The following is a 17,564-nucleotide window of genomic DNA, read 5'->3' on the forward strand; positions in this document are numbered from 1 at the left end:
TTGAATTAACGTTTGTAGATGAACTCAACGCCTTCTTCGTCGTCTTCATCCCAATCGTCATCCCACTCTTCGTCTTCAGCTTCTGCGGCGACTTCGTCCAGCTGCTGACGATGGTAGTCATCCCACATGAACTCGACTTTCTCTGGCTGTTTCGCTTCTTCGGCCTGAGCAATTGGGTTCTCGATGATGAAGTTCATCACGTCCCAGCACAGGTCTTTCACGCCGACCTGGCTTGCCGCGGAGATCAGGTAGTACTTATCTTCCCAACCCATTGCTTCGGCAATCGCTTTGGCTTTAGCTTCAGCTTCCGCTTTATCCATGGTGTCGATCTTGTTGAAAAGCAGCCAGCGTGGCTTACTCGCCAGCTTCTCGCTGTATTTCTCAAGCTCACCAATGATGATTTTTGCGTTTTCAGCCGGATCGGAACCGTCGATCGGATCGATATCGATGATGTGCAGCAGTACGCGGCAGCGCTCAAGGTGCTTCAGGAAGCGGATACCGAGGCCAGCGCCTTCGGATGCGCCTTCAATCAGCCCTGGAATATCGGCGATCACAAAGCTCTTCTCGTTGTCTACACGTACCACGCCAAGGCTTGGTACCAGGGTAGTAAACGGATAGTCAGCCACTTTAGGCTTCGCTGCGGAAACCGCACGGATAAAGGTCGATTTACCGGCATTTGGCATACCCAGCATACCCACGTCAGCCAGCAGCATCAGTTCGAGCTGCAGGTCGCGCTTATCGCCCGGTGTACCCATGGTCTTTTGACGCGGCGTACGGTTAACGGACGATTTGAATCGGGTGTTACCCAGGCCGTGCCAGCCACCTTTAGCGACCATCAGACGCTGACCGTGTTTGGTCATGTCGCCCATGGTTTCACCAGTGCCCTGATCGATAACACGCGTACCGACCGGCACCTTGATGGTGACGTCTTTACCGCGTTTACCGGTACAGTCACGGCTTGCACCGTTCTGACCGCGTTCAGCGCGGAAGGATTTTTCGAAACGGTAGTCGATCAGGGTGTTCAGGTTCTCATCGGCTTCCATCCAGACGTCGCCGCCGTCACCGCCGTCGCCGCCGTCAGGGCCGCCACGTGGAATATATTTTTCACGGCGGAAGCTTACGCAACCATTACCGCCATCACCTGCTACGACCAGGATCGTTGCTTCATCAACAAACTTCATTTTACTCTCCGTAAATCATTCGCCTGCGCGGGGTAACGGAACAACCGCTTCACGCTTACGCCACCGCCCCCAAAGACGATGACCAATGGCGGAATACATCGCGCCCGCAACCACGACAAACGCACCGAGGTAACCAATAAGGTTCAACATCGGTCTGGCGAAGAAATCGGGCCAGGCCATTGATAATAAATCTGAAAATAACAGTGTAAACAGGGGAGTCAGCGTGATTAACGCGCTCACCTGTGCCGCCTGCCAGCGCGCCATGGCTTCCGCCAGCGCACCATAACCGACCAGTGTGTTCAGACCACAGAAGATCAGACAGGCTAGCTGCCAGTCGCTCAACTGCCCGATAACCTCAGGCTTCGCTAATGGCAGCAATGCAATAGTACATAAAGTGTACAATAAAAAGAGGATCTGTTGTGATGCCAGACACCGCAATAACACCTTTTGCGCGACGCCGTAGCTCACCCAAACCATCGCCGCACTGACCCCAAAAATCACACCCCAGGTGTAATCAGTCAGACGGGTAAAAATTTCAATCAGGCTGGTGTTAAAGAACATCACCAGCCCGCAGATAAGCATGATTGCGCCGACTATCTGCGTACCGCGCATCTTCTCTTTGAGGATAAAGACGCTGGCGATCATCATCCCGACGGGCGAGAGTTGACCGATAACCTGAGATGCCGTCGGACTCACGTACTGCAGCGACGAGCTAAACAGGACAAAGTTACCGAACAGCCCGCCGGTAGCGATAAGCAGCAGTACAAGCCAGCGTGGGTCGCGAAACAACCGCAAAGAGGGCAGCTTGCGCTTCCAGGACAAAATGAGGCCCAGGCCACAGCTTGCCATCAGAAAGCGGTAGAAGACGATTGTGGGCGGCTCCATGACCTCCAGAACCTGCTTCATGGCAATCGGAAGTGCGCCCCAGCATACTGCTGTGGTGAGCGCCAATAGAATGCCAATGCCCGCCTGCTGCTTCATACCGGATTCCCTGCCCTGAAACGGTGGTACAACCCATCATTTTTCTGGCGTCGAATGTAAAAAGCCCCGCAACACGTTGCGGGGCTTTCATCCGTTACCGGGACGCGAAAAACTTATTCAGCAACGATGCTGATATAACGACGGTTTTTCGGGCCTTTCACTTCGAATTTCACTTTACCGTCTGCTTTAGCAAACAGAGTGTGGTCTTTGCCGCAGCCTACGTTAGAGCCAGCGTGGAACTGAGTACCACGTTGACGAACGATGATGCTACCAGCCAGAACGGATTCGCCGCCAAAGCGTTTTACGCCAAGACGTTTAGCTTCTGAGTCGCGACCGTTACGAGTCGAGCCACCAGCCTTTTTATGTGCCATTTAATCTGCTCCCCTTAACTTAAGCGCTGATGCCAGTAATTTTCACATCAGTGAACCACTGACGATGGCCCTGCTGCTTACGGTAGTGTTTACGACGACGAAACTTAACGATTTTAACTTTCTCGCCACGACCGTGAGCAACAACTTCAGCTTTGATAACGCCGCCATCAACGAAAGGAACGCCGATTTTGACTTCTTCACCGTTTGCGATCATCAGAACTTCAGCGAATTCAACAGATTCGCCAGTTGCGATGTCCAGCTTTTCCAGGCGAACGGTCTGACCTTCGCTAACTCGGTGTTGTTTACCACCACTTTGGAAAACCGCGTACATATAAACTCCGCTTCCGCGCACAACTTTATGTGATTCAGAGTGCGCTATAAATATTCACAATAGGGCGCGAATATTACGCAAAACGCGAGTCTTTGACAAGTGCTACCGTCAATACATGCAGAAAAAAAATACAACCTGCACAGCAACGTTTATCTGGGGCGTTTTTTCAGTACAATCGTATCTACAACGCTAACGTAAAACCTTCGTTATCCCATATGGATAAGTGGTAAACAGGACATTAAGCCCGGCTTTTGCGATGAATCTACAACAAATCAATGAGTTAACCGCGCAGGATATGGCGGGTGTCAATGCGACGATTCTTGAGCAGCTCAACTCGGACGTCCAATTGATCAATCAGCTTGGCTATTACATCGTCAGCGGCGGCGGGAAACGGATTCGTCCGATGATCGCTGTACTGGCCGCCCGTGCCGTTGGCTATCAGGGAAATGCCCACGTCACTATCGCTGCGCTGATCGAATTTATTCATACCGCAACGCTGCTGCACGACGACGTTGTCGATGAGTCCGATATGCGTCGCGGCAAAGCGACGGCAAATGCGGCCTTTGGCAACGCAGCCAGCGTGCTGGTTGGCGACTTTATCTATACGCGCGCCTTCCAGATGATGACCAGCCTTGGTTCACTAAAGGTGCTGGAAGTGATGTCTGAAGCGGTTAACGTCATTGCCGAAGGCGAAGTCCTTCAGCTGATGAACGTTAACGACCCGGACATCACCGAAGAGAACTACATGCGCGTTATCTACAGCAAAACCGCGCGTCTGTTCGAAGCGGCAGCGCAGTGTTCAGGTCTGCTTGCCGACTGCACACCGGAGCAAGAGAAAGGGCTGCAGGACTATGGCCGCTATCTCGGCACGGCTTTCCAGTTGATTGACGATCTGCTCGACTACAGCGCCGACGGTGAAACGCTGGGTAAAAACGTGGGTGACGACCTCAACGAGGGCAAACCGACGCTGCCGCTACTGCACGCTATGCGTAACGGCACCCCGGAGCAGGCGCAGTTGATTCGCGGTGCTATCGAACAAGGCAACGGCCGCCATCTGCTTGAACCAGTGCTGGAAGCGATGGCCGCCTGCGGTTCACTGGAGTGGACGCGTCAGCGCGCCGAGGAAGAAGCTGACAAAGCGATTGCTTCCCTGGCGTCTCTGCCGGATACGCCGTGGCGCGATGGGCTTATCGGGCTGGCCCATATCGCCGTTCAGCGCGATCGTTAATCCCCGGTTCGCGTTCCTGCGATAACACCAAAAAGTTCCCGAAAGCGCCGAAAGGCGCTTTTTTTTGCCATAAATTTGATGTTTTCCTAATTTAATTAAACTTACTAGAACTCTTTATGAACTTACCGAAAAGAACGCTACAGTATATTCTTCACTCAACGTAATGAGTTAATGACCGTTTTCAGGGAGGAAGTATGGAGCAGTTTAGTGACTGGCATCCCGCCGACATTATCGCGGGGTTACGTAAAAAAGGCACATCAATGGCAGCAGAATCACGTAAGAACGGGCTAAGTTCATCCACCTTAGCCAACGTGCTTTCGCGCCCGTGGCCGAAAGGCGAGATGATCATTGCCAAAGTGCTGGAAACGGACCCATGGATTATTTGGCCATCGCGCTACCACGATCCGGTCACCCATGTGTTTATCGACAGAACACTGTCTATTCGGCACAGTAAGCAGGAAAATAAGTGAGATATTAAGAGAGAAGCGCCCACCAGGATCTGTGGGCGCTTGAATAACCGTTGCGATTACTCGCCTTTGATACGTTCGATATTCGCGCCTAAGCCGCGCAGTTTATCTTCAATACGCTCGTAGCCGCGATCGATGTGATAGATGCGGTCAACGATTGTGGTGCCCTGGGCGATACAGCCCGCCAGCACGAGGCTTGCAGAGGCGCGCAGGTCAGTTGCCATCACCTGAGCCCCGGAGAGCTGCTCAACGCCGTGGCAAATCGCGGTGTTGCTTTCGATTTCTGCACGTGCGCCCATACGGATAAGTTCTGGAATGTGCATGAAGCGGTTTTCGAAGACCGTTTCAGTGATCACGCCAGTGCCTTCCGCAACCATGTTCAGCAAGGTGAACTGGGCCTGCATGTCAGTCGGGAATGCCGGGTGTGGCGCGGTACGCACGTTCACCGCTTTCGGGCGCTTGCCGTGCATGTCCAGGCTGATCCAATCTTCACCGACTTCGACGTCGGCACCGGCTTCACGCAGCTTCGCCAGAACGGCATCCAGAGTATCCGGCTGCGCGTTGCGGCAGACAATTTTCCCACCGGAAATAGCAGCCGCCACCAGGAAGGTGCCGGTTTCAATACGGTCAGGCAGAACGCGGTAGACACCGCCACCCAGACGCTTAACACCTTCGATGGTGATGCGGTCGGTACCCTGACCCGTTACCTTAGCGCCCATGGCGTTGAGGAAGTTCGCCGTATCGACGATTTCCGGCTCGCGTGCGGCGTTTTCAATGATGGTGGTACCTTCTGCCAGCGTCGCGGCGGACATGATGGTAACGGTCGCGCCAACGCTGACCATGTCCATCACGATATTCGCGCCTTTCAGACGGCCGTTAACGCTTGCTTTGACGTAGCCTTCTTCCAGCTTAATTTCTGCGCCCAACTGCTCGAGACCAGAAATATGCAGGTCGACCGGGCGCGCACCGATGGTGCAACCACCCGGCAGAGAAACCTGACCCTGGCCAAAACGCGCCACCAGCGGCCCCAGCGCCCAGATAGAAGCACGCATGGTTTTCACCAGGTCGTATGGCGCACAGAAGACGTTTACCGATCCCGCGTCAATCCACACCGAGCCGTTACGCTCAACTTTTGCACCCAGCTGAGTCAGCAGCTTCATGGACGTATCAACGTCTTTCAGCTTTGGTACGTTCTGGATTTCTACCGGGTCTTCTGCCAGCAAAGCGGCAAAAAGAATCGGCAGGGCAGCATTTTTAGCACCGCTAATGGTGACCTCGCCCTGAAGGCGGGTTGGCCCCTGCACACGAAATTTATCCATCAAATCTAATCTCTGTTAAGTATTCACGTTCGCCACCGGAAAAGTGCGCACACTTTTCCCCTGGCTCAAAAACCGTTGAGTTTGCGATCGCGTGCCCACTCTTGTGGGGTGTACGCCTTGATCGACAGGGCATGAATGCGGTTGTCCGCAAGGTACTCCATCAGCGGGCCATAGATCGTCTGCTGCTTCTTAACCCGGCTCATGCCATCAAACATCTCACCCACGGCAATAACCTGGAAGTGGCTGCCATCGCCAGAAACGAGAACTTCCTGAAGGGAGAGTGCGTTCATCAGCACGGTCTGAATTTCATTATTTTCCATAGGTTCGCATTTCATTTGAGAGTGAAAACAAGCCCCACATCTTAGAGGAAAGTGGCGCGGTCTTAAACAAGCAAAAAGCCCCATCGTTGAGATTGATGGGGCTTTGTCAGAAACCACAACAGTAACGTGCTGAAACTGTTAGGGGATCATGCCTTCCGGCAGGTTGTACAAGCTTTTCAGGGTCACCAGTTTTTCGCTTACCCCTTCCAGGCTCGGGGTACGACCCTGTGCGCGGATAAGCTCAACCAGATGCACCAGCAGCGCCAGGCCAGCCGTATCGACACGGCTCAGGCCACTGAGGTCGAGAACCGACACGCCCTGTGTGGCTTCACTTCTGGCATCCCACAGGGACACCAGAAAATCCTGATCCAGTTCACCGTGCAGCGCCAGGCGTTCACCGTCGCGCTTCCAGCTTAGCGGTTCGGCCATTATTTTTTCTGATCCAGGGTGATTGGCTGTGCAGAAATGGATTTCAGCTGTGCGGTCAGGCCATCAATGCCCTTAGTGCGCAGCAGGTCGCTCCATTCGTTCTGCTTGGTGGTGATCATGCTCACCCCTTCCGCAATCATGTCATACGCCTGCCAGTTACCCGTCTGAGTATTTTTACGCCACTGGAAGTCCAGGCGCACCGGAGGGCGGCCGTTAGGGTCGATGATGGTGACGCGGATAGGTACGATGGTCGCATCACCCAGCGGCTGCTCTGGCGCAATCTGGTAGGTCTGGCCGTGGTACATCGCCAGCGCCTGACCGTATGCCTGCTTCAGGTATTCACGGAACGCGGTGAAGTAGGCGTCACGCTGCGCAGGGGTCGCGTCTTTGTAGTAACGGCCCAGCACCAGCGCACCGGCGTATTTCACCTGTACGTACGGCAGCAGTTCCTGATCGACCACATCGCGCAGGTAGTTCGGATTAGAACGAATCTTCGGTTGTTCATTCTTCAGGCGATCGAACGTCTTCTGTGCCGCTTCATTCATCAGCTTATAAGGGTTGGTTTGGTCTGCCGCAGTGGCCGCCGTCAACGGCGCAATCACCAGCATGGCAACCATCAGTAAACGTTTAAACATGTCGAGTATCTCCTGAGATTAATTCGTCGCGCCAGTCGCAGGCGTCGCCGTACCAGTATGTCCATCTGCAGAACCCTGCGCATCGCCTGAATTCTGATTGTCGCTGCCTTTGCTGTTGTAAAGGAATTGGCCAATCAGGTCTTCCAGTACCATCGCTGATTTCGTGTCCTGGATGATACCGCCATCTTTAAGGATAGACGTTCCCAGTTCAGGGTCTTCAAAGCCGACGTTCAGCGCCAGATACTGTTCCCCAAGCAGGCCAGAAGTACGAATGGCCAGCGAACTGGTATCAGGGATATGGTTATAGCGATCTTCAATGTCGATAGCGACGCGCGGTAAGTAGGTTTTCGGATCCAGTTCAATATCCGCAACGCGACCAATCACTACGCCGCCAATTCGCACCGGTGAACGGTTTTTCAGGCCGCCGATGTTATCGAAGGTGGCGTAAATGCGGTAGGTTGGTTCGGATTTCATTGACGATACGTCCGCCGCCTTCAGGCAGATAAACAGCGCCGCCAGCAGGGCAACCAACAAAAAAATACCGACCCAGATTTCACTCTTTTTCGTTTGCATTCACTCAATTCCCAAACATCAGTGCCGTCAGCACAAAGTCCAGCCCAAGAACCGCCAGCGAGGAGTGCACCACGGTGCGCGTCGTCGCCCGGCTAATTCCGGCAGAAGTGGGGATCGCATCGTAACCGTTAAATAACGCAATCCATGTCACCGTAATGGCGAAAACAACGCTCTTGATCAGGCAGTTCACCAGATCCAGACGCCAGTCCACCGCATTTTGCATTGCCGACCAGAAGAACCCGGCATCAATGCCTTTCCAGCTTACGCCGACCAGCGAACCGCCCCAGATGCCGACCGCCACGAAGATAATAGTCAGCAGAGGCAGGGAGATAACGCCCGCCCACAAGCGAGGGGAGATAACGCGACGCAGCGGATCCACCGCCATCATCTCCATGCTGGAAAGCTGTTCGGTAGCGCGCATCAGGCCAATTTCCGCGGTCAGCGCAGAACCCGCACGCCCGGCAAACAGCAGCGCGGCAACCACCGGCCCCAGTTCACGCAACAGCGATAGCGCCACCAGCATGCCAAGACTGGTCTCAGCGCTGTAGGTGGTCAGCACCAGGTAGCCCTGCAGCCCCAGCACCATGCCGATAAACACGCCCGACACGATGATGATGACCAGAGAGAGCACGCCGACGTTATACAGTTGGCGAACCAGCAGCGGCGCGTGTTTGCGGAACTCCGGCTTGCCGACAACGGCATTGAATAACATTAACCCAGCGCGCCCGAACGTCGCGACGGTCTTAATCCCGCGGTGTCCAAGCGCTGCCAGTGCATTTAACAGCATGAGTAGATTAGCTCCCTGTGCCGATGAGATCGCGGCGATAGTCGCCCGCAGGATAACGGAACGGCACCGGGCCGTCGGCAATACCGTCGAGGAACTGACGCACTCGAGGATCGCTATTTTCCTGCAATGAAGAGGCGCTGCCGTGCGCGACAATTTTCTGGTCCGCCACGATATAAGCGTAATCCGCAATGCTCAGCACTTCCGGCACATCGTGAGAAACCACAATACAGGTGACACCCAGCGCACTGTTGAGTTCAGAAATCAGCTTCACCAGCACGCCCATAGTGATAGGGTCCTGGCCGACGAAAGGCTCGTCGAACATGATGAGATCGGGTTCCAGCGCAATGGCGCGCGCCAACGCAGCACGACGGGCCATACCGCCGGACAATTCCGATGGCATCAGCTTTGCAGCACCGCGCAGACCAACGGCCTCCAGCTTCATCATCACCGTGCTTTTCAGCAGCGGCGCCGGTAGACGGGTATGCTCGCGAATCGGATACGCCACATTGTCGAACACGTTCATGTCGGTAAACAGCGCACCGGACTGAAACAGCATGCTCATACGCTTACGTACGGTATAGAGGCGGGAGCGCGACATCTTCGGCACGTTCTCACCATCAAAGAGGATCTCTCCGCTATCTGGGGGGATCTGCCCGCCAATCAGGCGCAGCAGCGTGGTCTTGCCAATCCCCGACGGGCCCATAATCGCGGTGATTTTTCCGCGCGGCACCGAGAGCGAGATATTGTCGAAAATGACCCGACTGCCACGTGAAAACGTGACGTCTCGCACCTCGACCAGATTCTCGATATTTTGGCTCATAGGCTTACCTTTCCAGGTCCTTAAGTAGAGCAAACTCCTGCTTGCCCCCGCATTCTTACAGAATCCTAACCGCTCTGGTTAACGAAATCTGGCATTTGTTTTACTTTTCCAGCGCATAAAGTCAAAATTAGGAATTCGTTACGTCCAGACGTGCGGACCGACGATTATACCCGAATAAAGGACTTTAGATGCTTTTAGCTACGGCTCTGTTAATAATTGGTTTACTTCTGGTGGTCTACAGCGCCGACCGCCTTGTGTACTCCGCCTCGATTCTGTGCCGTGCTTTAGGTGTTCCTCCTCTGATTATAGGTATAACCGTTGTCAGCATCGGCACCTCACTGCCGGAAATCATCGTCTCTGCCGCCGCCTCGCTGCACGGACAGGTCGATCTGGCCATCGGCACCGCCGTCGGCTCCAACATCGTCAACATTTTGCTGATCCTCGGGCTGACCGCCCTGTTCCACCCATTTACCGTGCATTCTGATATTCTGCGGCGCGAATTACCGCTAATGTTGGTAGTGAGCCTGGTAGCAGGCTATGTGTTGTATGATGGCGAACTGTCATGGTTTGACGGCGTCTTTTTATTTATTCTGGCCGGGCTCTGGCTGTTGTTTATCATTAAAATAGCCCGTCTCGCCGAGCGCGAGGGTAACGACAAATTTACCCAGGAGCAGTTGGCCGAACTGCCGCGTGATGGGTCGCTGCCCGTAGCCTGCCTCTGGCTCGGCGTGGCGCTGATTATCATGCCAATGGCAACCCAGATGGTGATTGATAATGCCACCGTGCTGGCCAATTACTTCGCAATGAGCGAACTGACCATTGGCCTGACGATTATCGCGCTGGGTACCAGCCTGCCGGAGCTGGCGACCGCCATTGCTGGCGTACGTAAAGGTGAAAACGATATTGCGGTCGGCAATATCATCGGCTCGAATTTCTTTAATATTGCTATCGTGCTGGGGCTCCCCGCCCTTATCGCGCCAGGGGCATTTAACCCTCTCGCGTATACCCGGGACTACGGCGTGATGATGCTGGTCAGCGTGGTCTTCGCCCTGCTGTGCTGGCGCCGCCGTCAGGTAGGCCGCGTCGCGGGCGTGTTGTTGATCGGCGGGTTTGTGGTATGGCTGGCGCTGCTCTACTGGGGCACGCCGCTTTTCATCGAATGAACTGGGATAACACTATGTCGCAAATAGATTTGCCGTCAGATTTCAACTTCCAGCAGGCAGGAAGAGACGTTCTGGCGATTGAACGGGAAGGGCTGGAACAGCTAGATCAATACATTAACCAGGATTTCAGCGCCGCCTGCGAGAAGATCTTCTACTGCACCGGCAAAGTGGTGGTCATGGGGATGGGCAAGTCCGGGCACATTGGCCGCAAGATGGCAGCCACCTTCGCCAGCACCGGTACCTCCGCCTTCTTCGTTCACCCAGGCGAAGCGGCGCACGGCGATTTAGGCATGGTCACGCCGCAGGACGTCGTTATCGCCTTATCCAACTCCGGCGAGTCCAATGAAATTCTGGCGCTAATTCCAGTATTAAAACGTCTTCGCGTGCCGCTTATCTGCATGACCAGTCGTCCAGACAGCAGCATGGGCCGCGCGGCGGATATTCATTTATGCGTCAAGGTTCCGCGAGAAGCCTGTCCGCTCGGGCTGGCCCCAACCTCCAGCACCACGGCAGCACTGGTGATGGGCGATGCGCTGGCGGTAGCGTTACTGAAAGCACGCGGCTTTACCGCTGAAGATTTTGCCCTGTCGCACCCCGGCGGCGCACTGGGTCGTAAGCTTCTGCTGCGCGTTAACGATATTATGCATACCGGCGATGAGATTCCGCACGTTAGCGTTGACGCGTCGCTGCGCGATGCGCTGCTGGAGATCACCCGTAAAAATCTGGGCATGACTGCCATCTGCGATGACAATATGCAGATCAAAGGTATTTTCACCGACGGTGACCTGCGACGCATTTTCGATACCGGCGCCGATGTGCGCAGTCTCGGCATCGCTGACGTGATGACCCCGGGAGGTATTCGCATTCGTCCAGGCATGCTGGCCGTCGATGCGCTGAACCTGATGCAATCCCGTCATATCACCTGCGTGCTGGTTGCCGATGGCGACCATCTGCTAGGTGTGATACATATGCACGACCTACTGCGCGCAGGCGTAGTGTAATCAAGGATATAAAGAATGAGTAATGCTGTCGCATCGGTCGCCACCTGTTATGGCCCGGTGAGTCCACAATTTATGGCAAAGGCGGAAAAAATCCGCCTGCTGATCCTCGACGTTGACGGGGTGCTTTCTGACGGGCTTATCTATATGGGCAATAGCGGCGAAGAGCTGAAAGCTTTTAACGTCCGCGACGGCTACGGCGTGCGTTGCGCCCTCACCTCTGATATCGACGTGGCGATTATTACCGGGCGAAAGGCTAAACTGTTAGAAGACCGCTGCGCCACGCTTGGCATCACCCATCTTTACCAGGGGCAGTCGGATAAACTGATCGCCTACCGCGAGCTGATAGCAAAACTGAATCTCCAACCGGATGAAGTTGCCTACGTTGGCGATGACCTGATCGACTGGCCAGTGATGGCAGAAATTGGCCTTAGCGTCGCCGTCGCAGATGCACATCCTCTGCTGCTGCCGAAAGCCGATTACGTAACACGTATTGCGGGCGGTCGTGGTGCGGTTCGTGAAGTCTGCGACCTGCTGCTAATGGCGCAAGGGAAGCTGGAAGAAGCCAAAGGGCAATCGATATGAGTAAAACCAGACGTTGGGTTATCATTGTGCTATCGCTGGTTGCGCTTGTCCTGATCGGCCTGAACCTGGCCGATAAAGACGACACGAGCCAGGCCGTCATTAACGCAAACGATCCAACCTACCAAAGTGAACATACCGATACCGTGGTGTACAGCCCCGAGGGCGCGCTCAGCTACCGGTTAATCGCCGAGCACGTGGAGTATTTTTCCGATCAGGCGTTGTCATGGTTTACCCACCCGTTTTTGACAACCTATGACGCCAACAAGGTGCCGACCTGGTCGATCAAAGCAGATAAAGCCAAACTCACTAATGACCGCATGCTGTATCTCTATGGGCACGTTGAAATCAACGCGCTGACAGAAGACGCACAACTGCGTAAGATTACGACGGATAATGCCCAGGTGAACCTGACGACTCAGGACGTTTCCTCTGACGATCTGGTAACGTTATACGGAACAACATTTAATTCCAGCGGCCTGAAAATGCGCGGCAATTTACGCAGCAAAAACGCCGAGCTGATTGAAAAGGTTAGAACCTCTTATGAAATTCAGAACAAACAAACTCAGCCTTAAGCTGGCACTTGCCGGTTCCTTGCTGGCCGCCAGCCTGCCGGCAATGGCGCTTACCGGCGATACCAATCAGCCGATTCATATCGAATCCGATCAGCAGTCGCTGGATATGCAAGGCAACATCGTGACCTTCACCGGTAACGTCGTGGTGACCCAGGGCAGTATCAAAATCAACGCCGATAAGGTCGTCGTGACCCGCCCGGCGGACCAGAAAGGCAAAGAAGTCATCGACGGTTACGGTAACCCGGCAACCTTCTACCAGATGCAGGACAACGGCAAGCCGGTAAAAGGCCGCGCCTCGAAAATGCATTATGAGCTGGCAAACGACTTCGTGGTGCTGACCGGCAACGCTTACCTTGAACAGCTGGATAGCAACATCAAAGGCGACAAGATCACTTATCTGGTCAAAGAGCAGAAAATGCAGGCGTTTAGCGACAAAGGTAAACGCGTAACCACCGTGCTGGTTCCATCGCAGCTGCAGGACAAGTCCAAAGACCAGGCCCCGGCACAGAAGAAGAGTAACTAATTCGTTATGGCGACATTAACTGCAAAAAATCTGGCGAAGGCCTACAAAGGCCGCCGCGTGGTGGAAGATGTCAGTCTGACCGTGAATTCCGGTGAGATTGTGGGTCTGCTTGGGCCAAACGGCGCGGGCAAAACCACCACCTTCTACATGGTGGTCGGGATCGTTCCGCGTGATGCCGGCAATATCATCATCGATGATGAAGACATCAGCCTGCTGCCGCTGCACGCCCGCGCGCGCCGCGGTATCGGCTATCTGCCGCAGGAAGCCTCCATTTTCCGTCGTCTGAGCGTCTACGACAACCTGATGGCGGTGCTGCAGATCCGTGACGATCTGAGCAATGAACAGCGTGAAGACCGCGCCAAAGAGCTGATGGAAGAGTTCCACATCGAGCATCTGCGCGACAGCCTTGGCCAGGCGCTTTCCGGCGGTGAACGTCGCCGCGTTGAAATTGCCCGTGCGCTGGCGGCAAACCCGAAATTTATCCTGCTGGATGAACCGTTTGCCGGCGTTGACCCGATCTCGGTTATCGATATCAAACGCATCATTGAACACCTCCGCGATAGCGGCCTTGGCGTGCTGATCACCGACCACAACGTACGTGAAACGCTGGCCGTGTGTGAACGCGCCTATATCGTCAGCCAGGGGCACCTGATTGCCCACGGTACCCCTCAGGAGATCCTACAAGACGAACATGTTAAACGCGTGTATCTTGGGGAAGACTTCAGACTCTGATAGGGTAGTGGTTTACGACGTTAGCGGGAGATATTCGTTCTGAACATGAAGCAAGGTTTGCAATTAAGGCTCAGCCAACAGCTTGCCATGACGCCACAGCTGCAGCAGGCAATCCGTCTGCTGCAACTGTCTACGCTGGAACTTCAGCAGGAACTCCAGCAGGCGCTGGAGAGCAACCCCCTGCTTGAGCAAACCGATCTTCACGAAGAAGTAGAGACTCAGGAAACCGTCGATAACGAAACGCTGGACAGCGTCGATGCGCTGGAAAAGCCCGATATGCCCGAAGAGCTGCCGCTCGACGCCAGTTGGGACGAAATCTATACCGCCGGAACCCCTTCCGGGACCGGTGCTGATTATCAGGACGATGAATTACCGGTTTATCAGGGTGAAACCACCCAGTCGCTTCAGGATTATCTGATGTGGCAGGTTGAGCTGACACCGTTTACCGATACCGACCGGGCGATTGCCACCTCGATCGTCGACGCGGTGGATGATACCGGCTATCTCACCGTCACGGTGGAAGATATTCTGGAAGGGATTGGCGACGAAGAGGTTGGCCTCGATGAAGTGGAAGCCGTGCTCAAGCGGATCCAACGCTTCGATCCGGTCGGCGTCGCCGCCAAAGATCTTCGCGATTGCCTGCTGATCCAACTTTCCCAGTTCTCCCCCACTACGCCGCGTATCGCTGAAGCCCGTCTGATTATCAGCGATCATCTCGATCTGCTCGCCAACCACGATTTCCGTTCGCTGATGCGCGTCACGCGATTGAAAGAGGACGTGTTGAAAGAGGCGGTGGATCTGATCCAGTCGCTGGATCCGCGCCCGGGCCAGTCGATCCAGACCGGTGAACCGGAGTATGTGATCCCAGACGTACTGGTGCGCAAGGTGAACGATCGCTGGGTCGTTGAGCTGAACGCCGACAGCATTCCGCGTCTGCAGATCAACCAACACTACGCGGGAATGTGCAACAACGCCCGTAACGATGCCGACAGCCAGTTTATCCGTAGCAATCTGCAGGACGCAAAATGGCTGATTAAGAGCCTTGAGAGCCGTAACGACACGCTGCTGCGGGTAAGCCGCTGCATCGTTGAACAGCAGCAGGCCTTTTTCGATCTCGGCGAAGAGTATATGAAACCGATGGTGCTGGCGGATATCGCCCAGACCGTCGAGATGCACGAGTCCACAATTTCGCGTGTTACCACGCAAAAGTATTTGCATAGCCCACGAGGCATTTTCGAGCTTAAGTATTTCTTCTCCAGTCACGTGAGTACCGAGGGCGGCGGCGAAGCCTCTTCCACGGCGATTCGCGCGCTGGTTAAGAAATTAATTGCCGCGGAGAACCCCGCAAAACCACTGAGCGACAGTAAACTGACCACCATGCTCTCTGAACAGGGTATCATGGTGGCACGGCGTACCGTTGCAAAGTACCGAGAGTCTTTATCCATTCCGCCGTCTAACCAGCGTAAACAACTGGTTTGACACAACTGATAAGGAAGACACTATGCAACTCAACATCACTGGACACAACGTCGAAATTACCGATGCGATGCGCGAATTTGTGAATACGAAATTCGTTAAGCTCGAACAGTATTTCGAGAGGATCAATCAGGTCTACATTGTGTTGAAGGTGGAGAAATTGACGCACATCTCGGATGCAACGTTGCATGTTAACGGGGGCGAACTTCATGCTAGCGCGGAAGGCAAGGATATGTACGCCGCCATCGACGGTTTGATCGACAAACTGGCGAGACAGTTAAACAAGCATAAAGACAAACTAAAACAACATTGATTGTCCGAGCAGTCGCCCGATATGCCCGCATACCGGGCGATGCTTAGGTGAAATTATGACAAATAACGATTCGGCTCTTCAACTGAGCAATGTCCTTAACCAGGAATGTACCCGCAGTGCTGTGCACTGTCAGAGTAAGAAACGCGCGCTGGAAATCATCAGCGAGCTGGCGGCAAAACAGCTGAGCCTGCCTCCGCAAGTCGTCTTTGAGGCGATTTTGACCCGCGAGAAGATGGGCAGTACCGGTATTGGTAACGGTATCGCTATTCCTCACGGCAAGCTGGAAGAGGATACGCTGCGCGCAGTTGGCGTGTTTGTGCAGCTGGAAACCCCGATCGCCTTTGATGCTATCGACAATCAGCCCGTCGATTTACTCTTTGCGCTCCTGGTGCCGGCAGACCAGACCAAAACCCACCTGCACACGCTGTCCCTGGTGGCAAAACGTCTGGCGGATAAAACTATTTGCCGTCGTCTGCGCGCCGCGCAGAGCGATGAAGAGCTGTATCAAATCATCACCGATACGGAAACTCACGATGATGCATAATGGACATCACATCGTACTGAGGAGAAACGGTACATGGTACTGATGATCGTCAGCGGCCGCTCTGGCTCGGGAAAATCGGTCGCCTTACGCGCGCTGGAAGACATGGGCTTCTACTGCGTCGATAACCTGCCGGTCGTGCTGCTGCCAGAACTGGCAAAAACGCTCGCTGACCGGGAAATATCGGCCGCCGTCAGCATCGACGTGCGTAACATGCCCGAATCACCAGAAATCTTTGAGCGGGCCATGGAAAACCTGCCGGATAACTTCTCTCCGCAGCTGCTGTTCCTTGATGCCGATCGCAACACCCTGATTCGCCGCTACAGCGACACTCGCCGCCTGCACCCTCTCTCCAGTAAGAATCTGTCGCTGGAAAGCGCCATTGATGAAGAGAGCAACCTGCTGGAACCGCTGCGCTCCCGTGCTGACCTGATCGTCGATACCTCCGAGATGTCGGTTCACGAACTGGCTGAGATGCTGCGTACTCGCCTGCTGGGCAAACGCGAGCGCGAGCTGACGATGGTGTTCGAATCTTTCGGCTTCAAGCACGGTATTCCGATTGATGCCGACTACGTCTTCGACGTCCGTTTCCTGCCGAACCCGCACTGGGATCCTAAGCTGCGTCCGATGACCGGCCTGGACAAACCGGTGGCCGCGTTCCTCGACAGGCACACGGAAGTTCACAACTTTATCTATCAAACGCGCAGCTATCTTGAGCTATGGTTACCTATGCTGGAAACCAATAACCGTAGCTATCTGACCGTGGCGATTGGTTGTACCGGCGGTAAACACCGTTCGGTCTACGTTGCCGAACAGCTGGCTGACTACTTCCGCTCGCGCGGCAAGAACGTGCAGTCTCGTCATCGGACGCTGGAAAAACGCAAATCATGACCGTAAAGCAGACCGTTGAGATAACCAACAAGCTGGGCATGCACGCCCGCCCGGCGATGAAGCTGTTTGAGCTAATGCAAAATTTCGACGCAGAGGTTCTGCTGCGTAACGATGAAGGTACCGAAGCGGAGGCGAATAGCGTGATTGCGCTGCTGATGCTCGACTCGGCCAAAGGCCGTCAGATTGAGGTCGAGGCCACCGGGCCGCAGGAAGAAGAGGCGCTGGCCGCGGTGATTGCGCTGTTTAACGCCGGGTTCGATGAAGACTAGTCCCGTAGGCCGGATAAGCGTTTACGCCGCCATCCGGCAATATCGCGGTGCCGTACAAT

At 54.6% G+C, this 17,564-nt stretch carries 24 protein-coding genes; 13 read left to right on the plus strand and 11 right to left on the minus strand.

Annotated features, from left to right (window positions below):
• Positions 1–5: 5 nt before the first annotated feature.
• The 4 genes from cgtA to rplU all read right to left on the minus strand — a co-directional run bounded on the left by cgtA (position 6) and on the right by rplU (position 2,864).
• The gene (gene cgtA / locus V6940_RS13855; RefSeq protein ID WP_220440883.1) at positions 6–1,181 is read right to left on the minus strand and encodes an Obg family GTPase CgtA; all 1,176 of its coding nucleotides are present in this window, start codon (positions 1,179–1,181) and stop codon (positions 6–8) included.
• A gap of 15 nt (positions 1,182–1,196) precedes the next feature.
• Positions 1,197–2,162, minus strand: a complete 966-nt coding sequence (locus tag V6940_RS13860) for a DMT family transporter (protein WP_333496256.1) — start codon at positions 2,160–2,162, stop codon at positions 1,197–1,199.
• A 113-nt stretch (positions 2,163–2,275) separates the two neighbouring features.
• Positions 2,276–2,533, minus strand: a complete 258-nt coding sequence (gene rpmA, locus V6940_RS13865) for a 50S ribosomal protein L27 (RefSeq protein ID WP_035891128.1) — start codon at positions 2,531–2,533, stop codon at positions 2,276–2,278.
• Positions 2,534–2,552: 19 nt separating this feature from the next.
• Positions 2,553–2,864, minus strand: a complete 312-nt coding sequence (gene rplU / locus V6940_RS13870) for a 50S ribosomal protein L21 (protein WP_003025032.1) — start codon at positions 2,862–2,864, stop codon at positions 2,553–2,555.
• 256 nt (positions 2,865–3,120) lie between these two features.
• Here rplU and ispB point away from each other — a divergent pair, with 256 nt between their 5' ends.
• Positions 3,121–4,092, plus strand: a complete 972-nt coding sequence (gene ispB / locus V6940_RS13875; RefSeq protein ID WP_333496257.1) for an octaprenyl diphosphate synthase — start codon at positions 3,121–3,123, stop codon at positions 4,090–4,092.
• Positions 4,093–4,286: 194 nt separating this feature from the next.
• Positions 4,287–4,562 (plus strand): DNA-binding transcriptional regulator SfsB, encoded by a 276-nt coding sequence (gene sfsB / locus V6940_RS13880; RefSeq protein WP_333496258.1) that lies wholly within the window; start codon positions 4,287–4,289, stop codon positions 4,560–4,562.
• Positions 4,563–4,618: 56 nt separating this feature from the next.
• Here sfsB and murA read toward each other — a convergent pair whose 3' ends face one another.
• The 7 genes from murA to mlaF form a co-directional block, all read right to left on the minus strand.
• On the minus strand, positions 4,619–5,878 hold the full coding sequence (murA, locus tag V6940_RS13885) for a UDP-N-acetylglucosamine 1-carboxyvinyltransferase (protein WP_333496259.1): 1,260 nt from the start codon (positions 5,876–5,878) through the stop codon (positions 4,619–4,621).
• A 65-nt stretch (positions 5,879–5,943) separates the two neighbouring features.
• Positions 5,944–6,198, minus strand: coding sequence for a BolA family iron metabolism protein IbaG (gene ibaG, locus V6940_RS13890; protein ID WP_035891140.1), 255 nt, complete (start codon positions 6,196–6,198; stop codon positions 5,944–5,946).
• A 138-nt stretch (positions 6,199–6,336) separates the two neighbouring features.
• Positions 6,337–6,627 (minus strand): lipid asymmetry maintenance protein MlaB, encoded by a 291-nt coding sequence (gene mlaB, locus V6940_RS13895; RefSeq protein ID WP_185667803.1) that lies wholly within the window; start codon positions 6,625–6,627, stop codon positions 6,337–6,339.
• Entirely contained in the window at positions 6,627–7,262 is a 636-nt protein-coding gene (gene mlaC, locus V6940_RS13900) for a phospholipid-binding protein MlaC (RefSeq protein WP_185667802.1), read from the minus strand. Before mlaC ends, mlaB begins: the two co-directional genes overlap by 1 nt.
• An 18-nt stretch (positions 7,263–7,280) precedes the next feature.
• On the minus strand, positions 7,281–7,835 hold the full coding sequence (gene mlaD / locus V6940_RS13905) for an outer membrane lipid asymmetry maintenance protein MlaD (protein ID WP_185667801.1): 555 nt from the start codon (positions 7,833–7,835) through the stop codon (positions 7,281–7,283).
• A gap of 4 nt (positions 7,836–7,839) precedes the next feature.
• Positions 7,840–8,622, minus strand: coding sequence for a lipid asymmetry maintenance ABC transporter permease subunit MlaE (mlaE, locus tag V6940_RS13910; RefSeq protein ID WP_185667800.1), 783 nt, complete (start codon positions 8,620–8,622; stop codon positions 7,840–7,842).
• A gap of 7 nt (positions 8,623–8,629) precedes the next feature.
• Complete coding sequence (gene mlaF, locus V6940_RS13915) at positions 8,630–9,442, minus strand: phospholipid ABC transporter ATP-binding protein MlaF (RefSeq protein WP_185667799.1); 813 nt, start codon at positions 9,440–9,442, stop codon at positions 8,630–8,632.
• Between the two features lie 188 nt (positions 9,443–9,630).
• Here mlaF and V6940_RS13920 point away from each other — a divergent pair, with 188 nt between their 5' ends.
• Genes V6940_RS13920 through npr form a run of 11 tightly spaced genes read left to right on the plus strand, consistent with a single transcriptional unit; the run spans position 9,631 to position 17,505 of the window.
• Positions 9,631–10,605, plus strand: a complete 975-nt coding sequence (locus V6940_RS13920) for a calcium/sodium antiporter (RefSeq protein WP_333496260.1) — start codon at positions 9,631–9,633, stop codon at positions 10,603–10,605.
• A gap of 14 nt (positions 10,606–10,619) precedes the next feature.
• Entirely contained in the window at positions 10,620–11,606 is a 987-nt protein-coding gene (kdsD, locus tag V6940_RS13925) for an arabinose-5-phosphate isomerase KdsD (protein WP_333496261.1), read from the plus strand.
• A gap of 15 nt (positions 11,607–11,621) precedes the next feature.
• Positions 11,622–12,188, plus strand: coding sequence for a 3-deoxy-manno-octulosonate-8-phosphatase KdsC (gene kdsC, locus V6940_RS13930; protein ID WP_333496262.1), 567 nt, complete (start codon positions 11,622–11,624; stop codon positions 12,186–12,188).
• Entirely contained in the window at positions 12,185–12,760 is a 576-nt protein-coding gene (lptC, locus tag V6940_RS13935) for an LPS export ABC transporter periplasmic protein LptC (protein ID WP_333496263.1), read from the plus strand. Before kdsC ends, lptC begins: the two co-directional genes overlap by 4 nt.
• The gene (lptA, locus tag V6940_RS13940) at positions 12,729–13,283 is read left to right on the plus strand and encodes a lipopolysaccharide ABC transporter substrate-binding protein LptA (RefSeq protein WP_035891165.1); all 555 of its coding nucleotides are present in this window, start codon (positions 12,729–12,731) and stop codon (positions 13,281–13,283) included. The genes lptC and lptA overlap by 32 nt, the downstream gene beginning before the upstream one ends.
• Before the next feature lie 6 nt (positions 13,284–13,289).
• Positions 13,290–14,015 carry an LPS export ABC transporter ATP-binding protein gene (lptB, locus tag V6940_RS13945; protein WP_035891167.1) on the plus strand — a complete coding sequence of 242 codons (726 nt, stop codon included), beginning with the start codon at positions 13,290–13,292 and terminating at the stop codon, positions 14,013–14,015.
• A 45-nt stretch (positions 14,016–14,060) separates the two neighbouring features.
• Positions 14,061–15,494, plus strand: coding sequence for an RNA polymerase factor sigma-54 (rpoN, locus tag V6940_RS13950; RefSeq protein ID WP_333496264.1), 1,434 nt, complete (start codon positions 14,061–14,063; stop codon positions 15,492–15,494).
• Between the two features lie 22 nt (positions 15,495–15,516).
• Positions 15,517–15,804: a ribosome hibernation promoting factor gene (hpf, locus tag V6940_RS13955; protein ID WP_185667793.1), complete on the plus strand. Its 288-nt coding sequence runs from the start codon at positions 15,517–15,519 to the stop codon at positions 15,802–15,804.
• Positions 15,805–15,859: 55 nt separating this feature from the next.
• Positions 15,860–16,348, plus strand: a complete 489-nt coding sequence (gene ptsN / locus V6940_RS13960; RefSeq protein ID WP_035891171.1) for a PTS IIA-like nitrogen regulatory protein PtsN — start codon at positions 15,860–15,862, stop codon at positions 16,346–16,348.
• A gap of 33 nt (positions 16,349–16,381) precedes the next feature.
• Positions 16,382–17,236, plus strand: a complete 855-nt coding sequence (rapZ, locus tag V6940_RS13965) for an RNase adapter RapZ (protein WP_035891172.1) — start codon at positions 16,382–16,384, stop codon at positions 17,234–17,236.
• A complete protein-coding gene (gene npr, locus V6940_RS13970; RefSeq protein WP_185667791.1) occupies positions 17,233–17,505 on the plus strand; it encodes a PTS phosphocarrier protein NPr in 273 nt (90 codons plus the stop codon). The genes rapZ and npr overlap by 4 nt, the downstream gene beginning before the upstream one ends.
• Positions 17,506–17,564: the final 59 nt, after the last annotated feature.

It is taken from the genome of Kluyvera sp. CHPC 1.251 (genome assembly GCF_036759945.1).
Taxonomy (GTDB): Bacteria; Pseudomonadota; Gammaproteobacteria; order Enterobacterales; family Enterobacteriaceae; genus Kluyvera; species Kluyvera sichuanensis.

Excerpts from the sequence above, each read along its gene's own strand:
- rplU (WP_003025032.1), bottom strand. The coding sequence starts at position 2,864 with ATGTACGCGGTTTTCCAAAGTGGTGGTAAACAACACCGAGTTAGCGAA.
- murA (WP_333496259.1), bottom strand. The coding sequence starts at position 5,878 with ATGGATAAATTTCGTGTGCAGGGGCCAACCCGCCTTCAGGGCGAGGTC.
- hpf (WP_185667793.1), top strand. The coding sequence starts at position 15,517 with ATGCAACTCAACATCACTGGACACAACGTCGAAATTACCGATGCGATG.
- cgtA (WP_220440883.1), bottom strand. The coding sequence starts at position 1,181 with ATGAAGTTTGTTGATGAAGCAACGATCCTGGTCGTAGCAGGTGATGGC.
- V6940_RS13920 (WP_333496260.1), top strand. The coding sequence starts at position 9,631 with ATGCTTTTAGCTACGGCTCTGTTAATAATTGGTTTACTTCTGGTGGTC.
- kdsC (WP_333496262.1), top strand. The coding sequence starts at position 11,622 with ATGAGTAATGCTGTCGCATCGGTCGCCACCTGTTATGGCCCGGTGAGT.
- V6940_RS13860 (WP_333496256.1), bottom strand. The coding sequence starts at position 2,162 with ATGAAGCAGCAGGCGGGCATTGGCATTCTATTGGCGCTCACCACAGCA.
- mlaB (WP_185667803.1), bottom strand. The coding sequence starts at position 6,627 with ATGGCCGAACCGCTAAGCTGGAAGCGCGACGGTGAACGCCTGGCGCTG.
- lptC (WP_333496263.1), top strand. The coding sequence starts at position 12,185 with ATGAGTAAAACCAGACGTTGGGTTATCATTGTGCTATCGCTGGTTGCG.
- npr (WP_185667791.1), top strand. The coding sequence starts at position 17,233 with ATGACCGTAAAGCAGACCGTTGAGATAACCAACAAGCTGGGCATGCAC.
- sfsB (WP_333496258.1), top strand. The coding sequence starts at position 4,287 with ATGGAGCAGTTTAGTGACTGGCATCCCGCCGACATTATCGCGGGGTTA.
- mlaC (WP_185667802.1), bottom strand. The coding sequence starts at position 7,262 with ATGTTTAAACGTTTACTGATGGTTGCCATGCTGGTGATTGCGCCGTTG.
- ibaG (WP_035891140.1), bottom strand. The coding sequence starts at position 6,198 with ATGGAAAATAATGAAATTCAGACCGTGCTGATGAACGCACTCTCCCTT.
- kdsD (WP_333496261.1), top strand. The coding sequence starts at position 10,620 with ATGTCGCAAATAGATTTGCCGTCAGATTTCAACTTCCAGCAGGCAGGA.
- mlaE (WP_185667800.1), bottom strand. The coding sequence starts at position 8,622 with ATGCTGTTAAATGCACTGGCAGCGCTTGGACACCGCGGGATTAAGACC.
- ptsN (WP_035891171.1), top strand. The coding sequence starts at position 15,860 with ATGACAAATAACGATTCGGCTCTTCAACTGAGCAATGTCCTTAACCAG.
- mlaF (WP_185667799.1), bottom strand. The coding sequence starts at position 9,442 with ATGAGCCAAAATATCGAGAATCTGGTCGAGGTGCGAGACGTCACGTTT.
- lptB (WP_035891167.1), top strand. The coding sequence starts at position 13,290 with ATGGCGACATTAACTGCAAAAAATCTGGCGAAGGCCTACAAAGGCCGC.
- lptA (WP_035891165.1), top strand. The coding sequence starts at position 12,729 with ATGAAATTCAGAACAAACAAACTCAGCCTTAAGCTGGCACTTGCCGGT.
- mlaD (WP_185667801.1), bottom strand. The coding sequence starts at position 7,835 with ATGCAAACGAAAAAGAGTGAAATCTGGGTCGGTATTTTTTTGTTGGTT.
- rpmA (WP_035891128.1), bottom strand. The coding sequence starts at position 2,533 with ATGGCACATAAAAAGGCTGGTGGCTCGACTCGTAACGGTCGCGACTCA.
- rpoN (WP_333496264.1), top strand. The coding sequence starts at position 14,061 with ATGAAGCAAGGTTTGCAATTAAGGCTCAGCCAACAGCTTGCCATGACG.
- rapZ (WP_035891172.1), top strand. The coding sequence starts at position 16,382 with ATGGTACTGATGATCGTCAGCGGCCGCTCTGGCTCGGGAAAATCGGTC.
- ispB (WP_333496257.1), top strand. The coding sequence starts at position 3,121 with ATGAATCTACAACAAATCAATGAGTTAACCGCGCAGGATATGGCGGGT.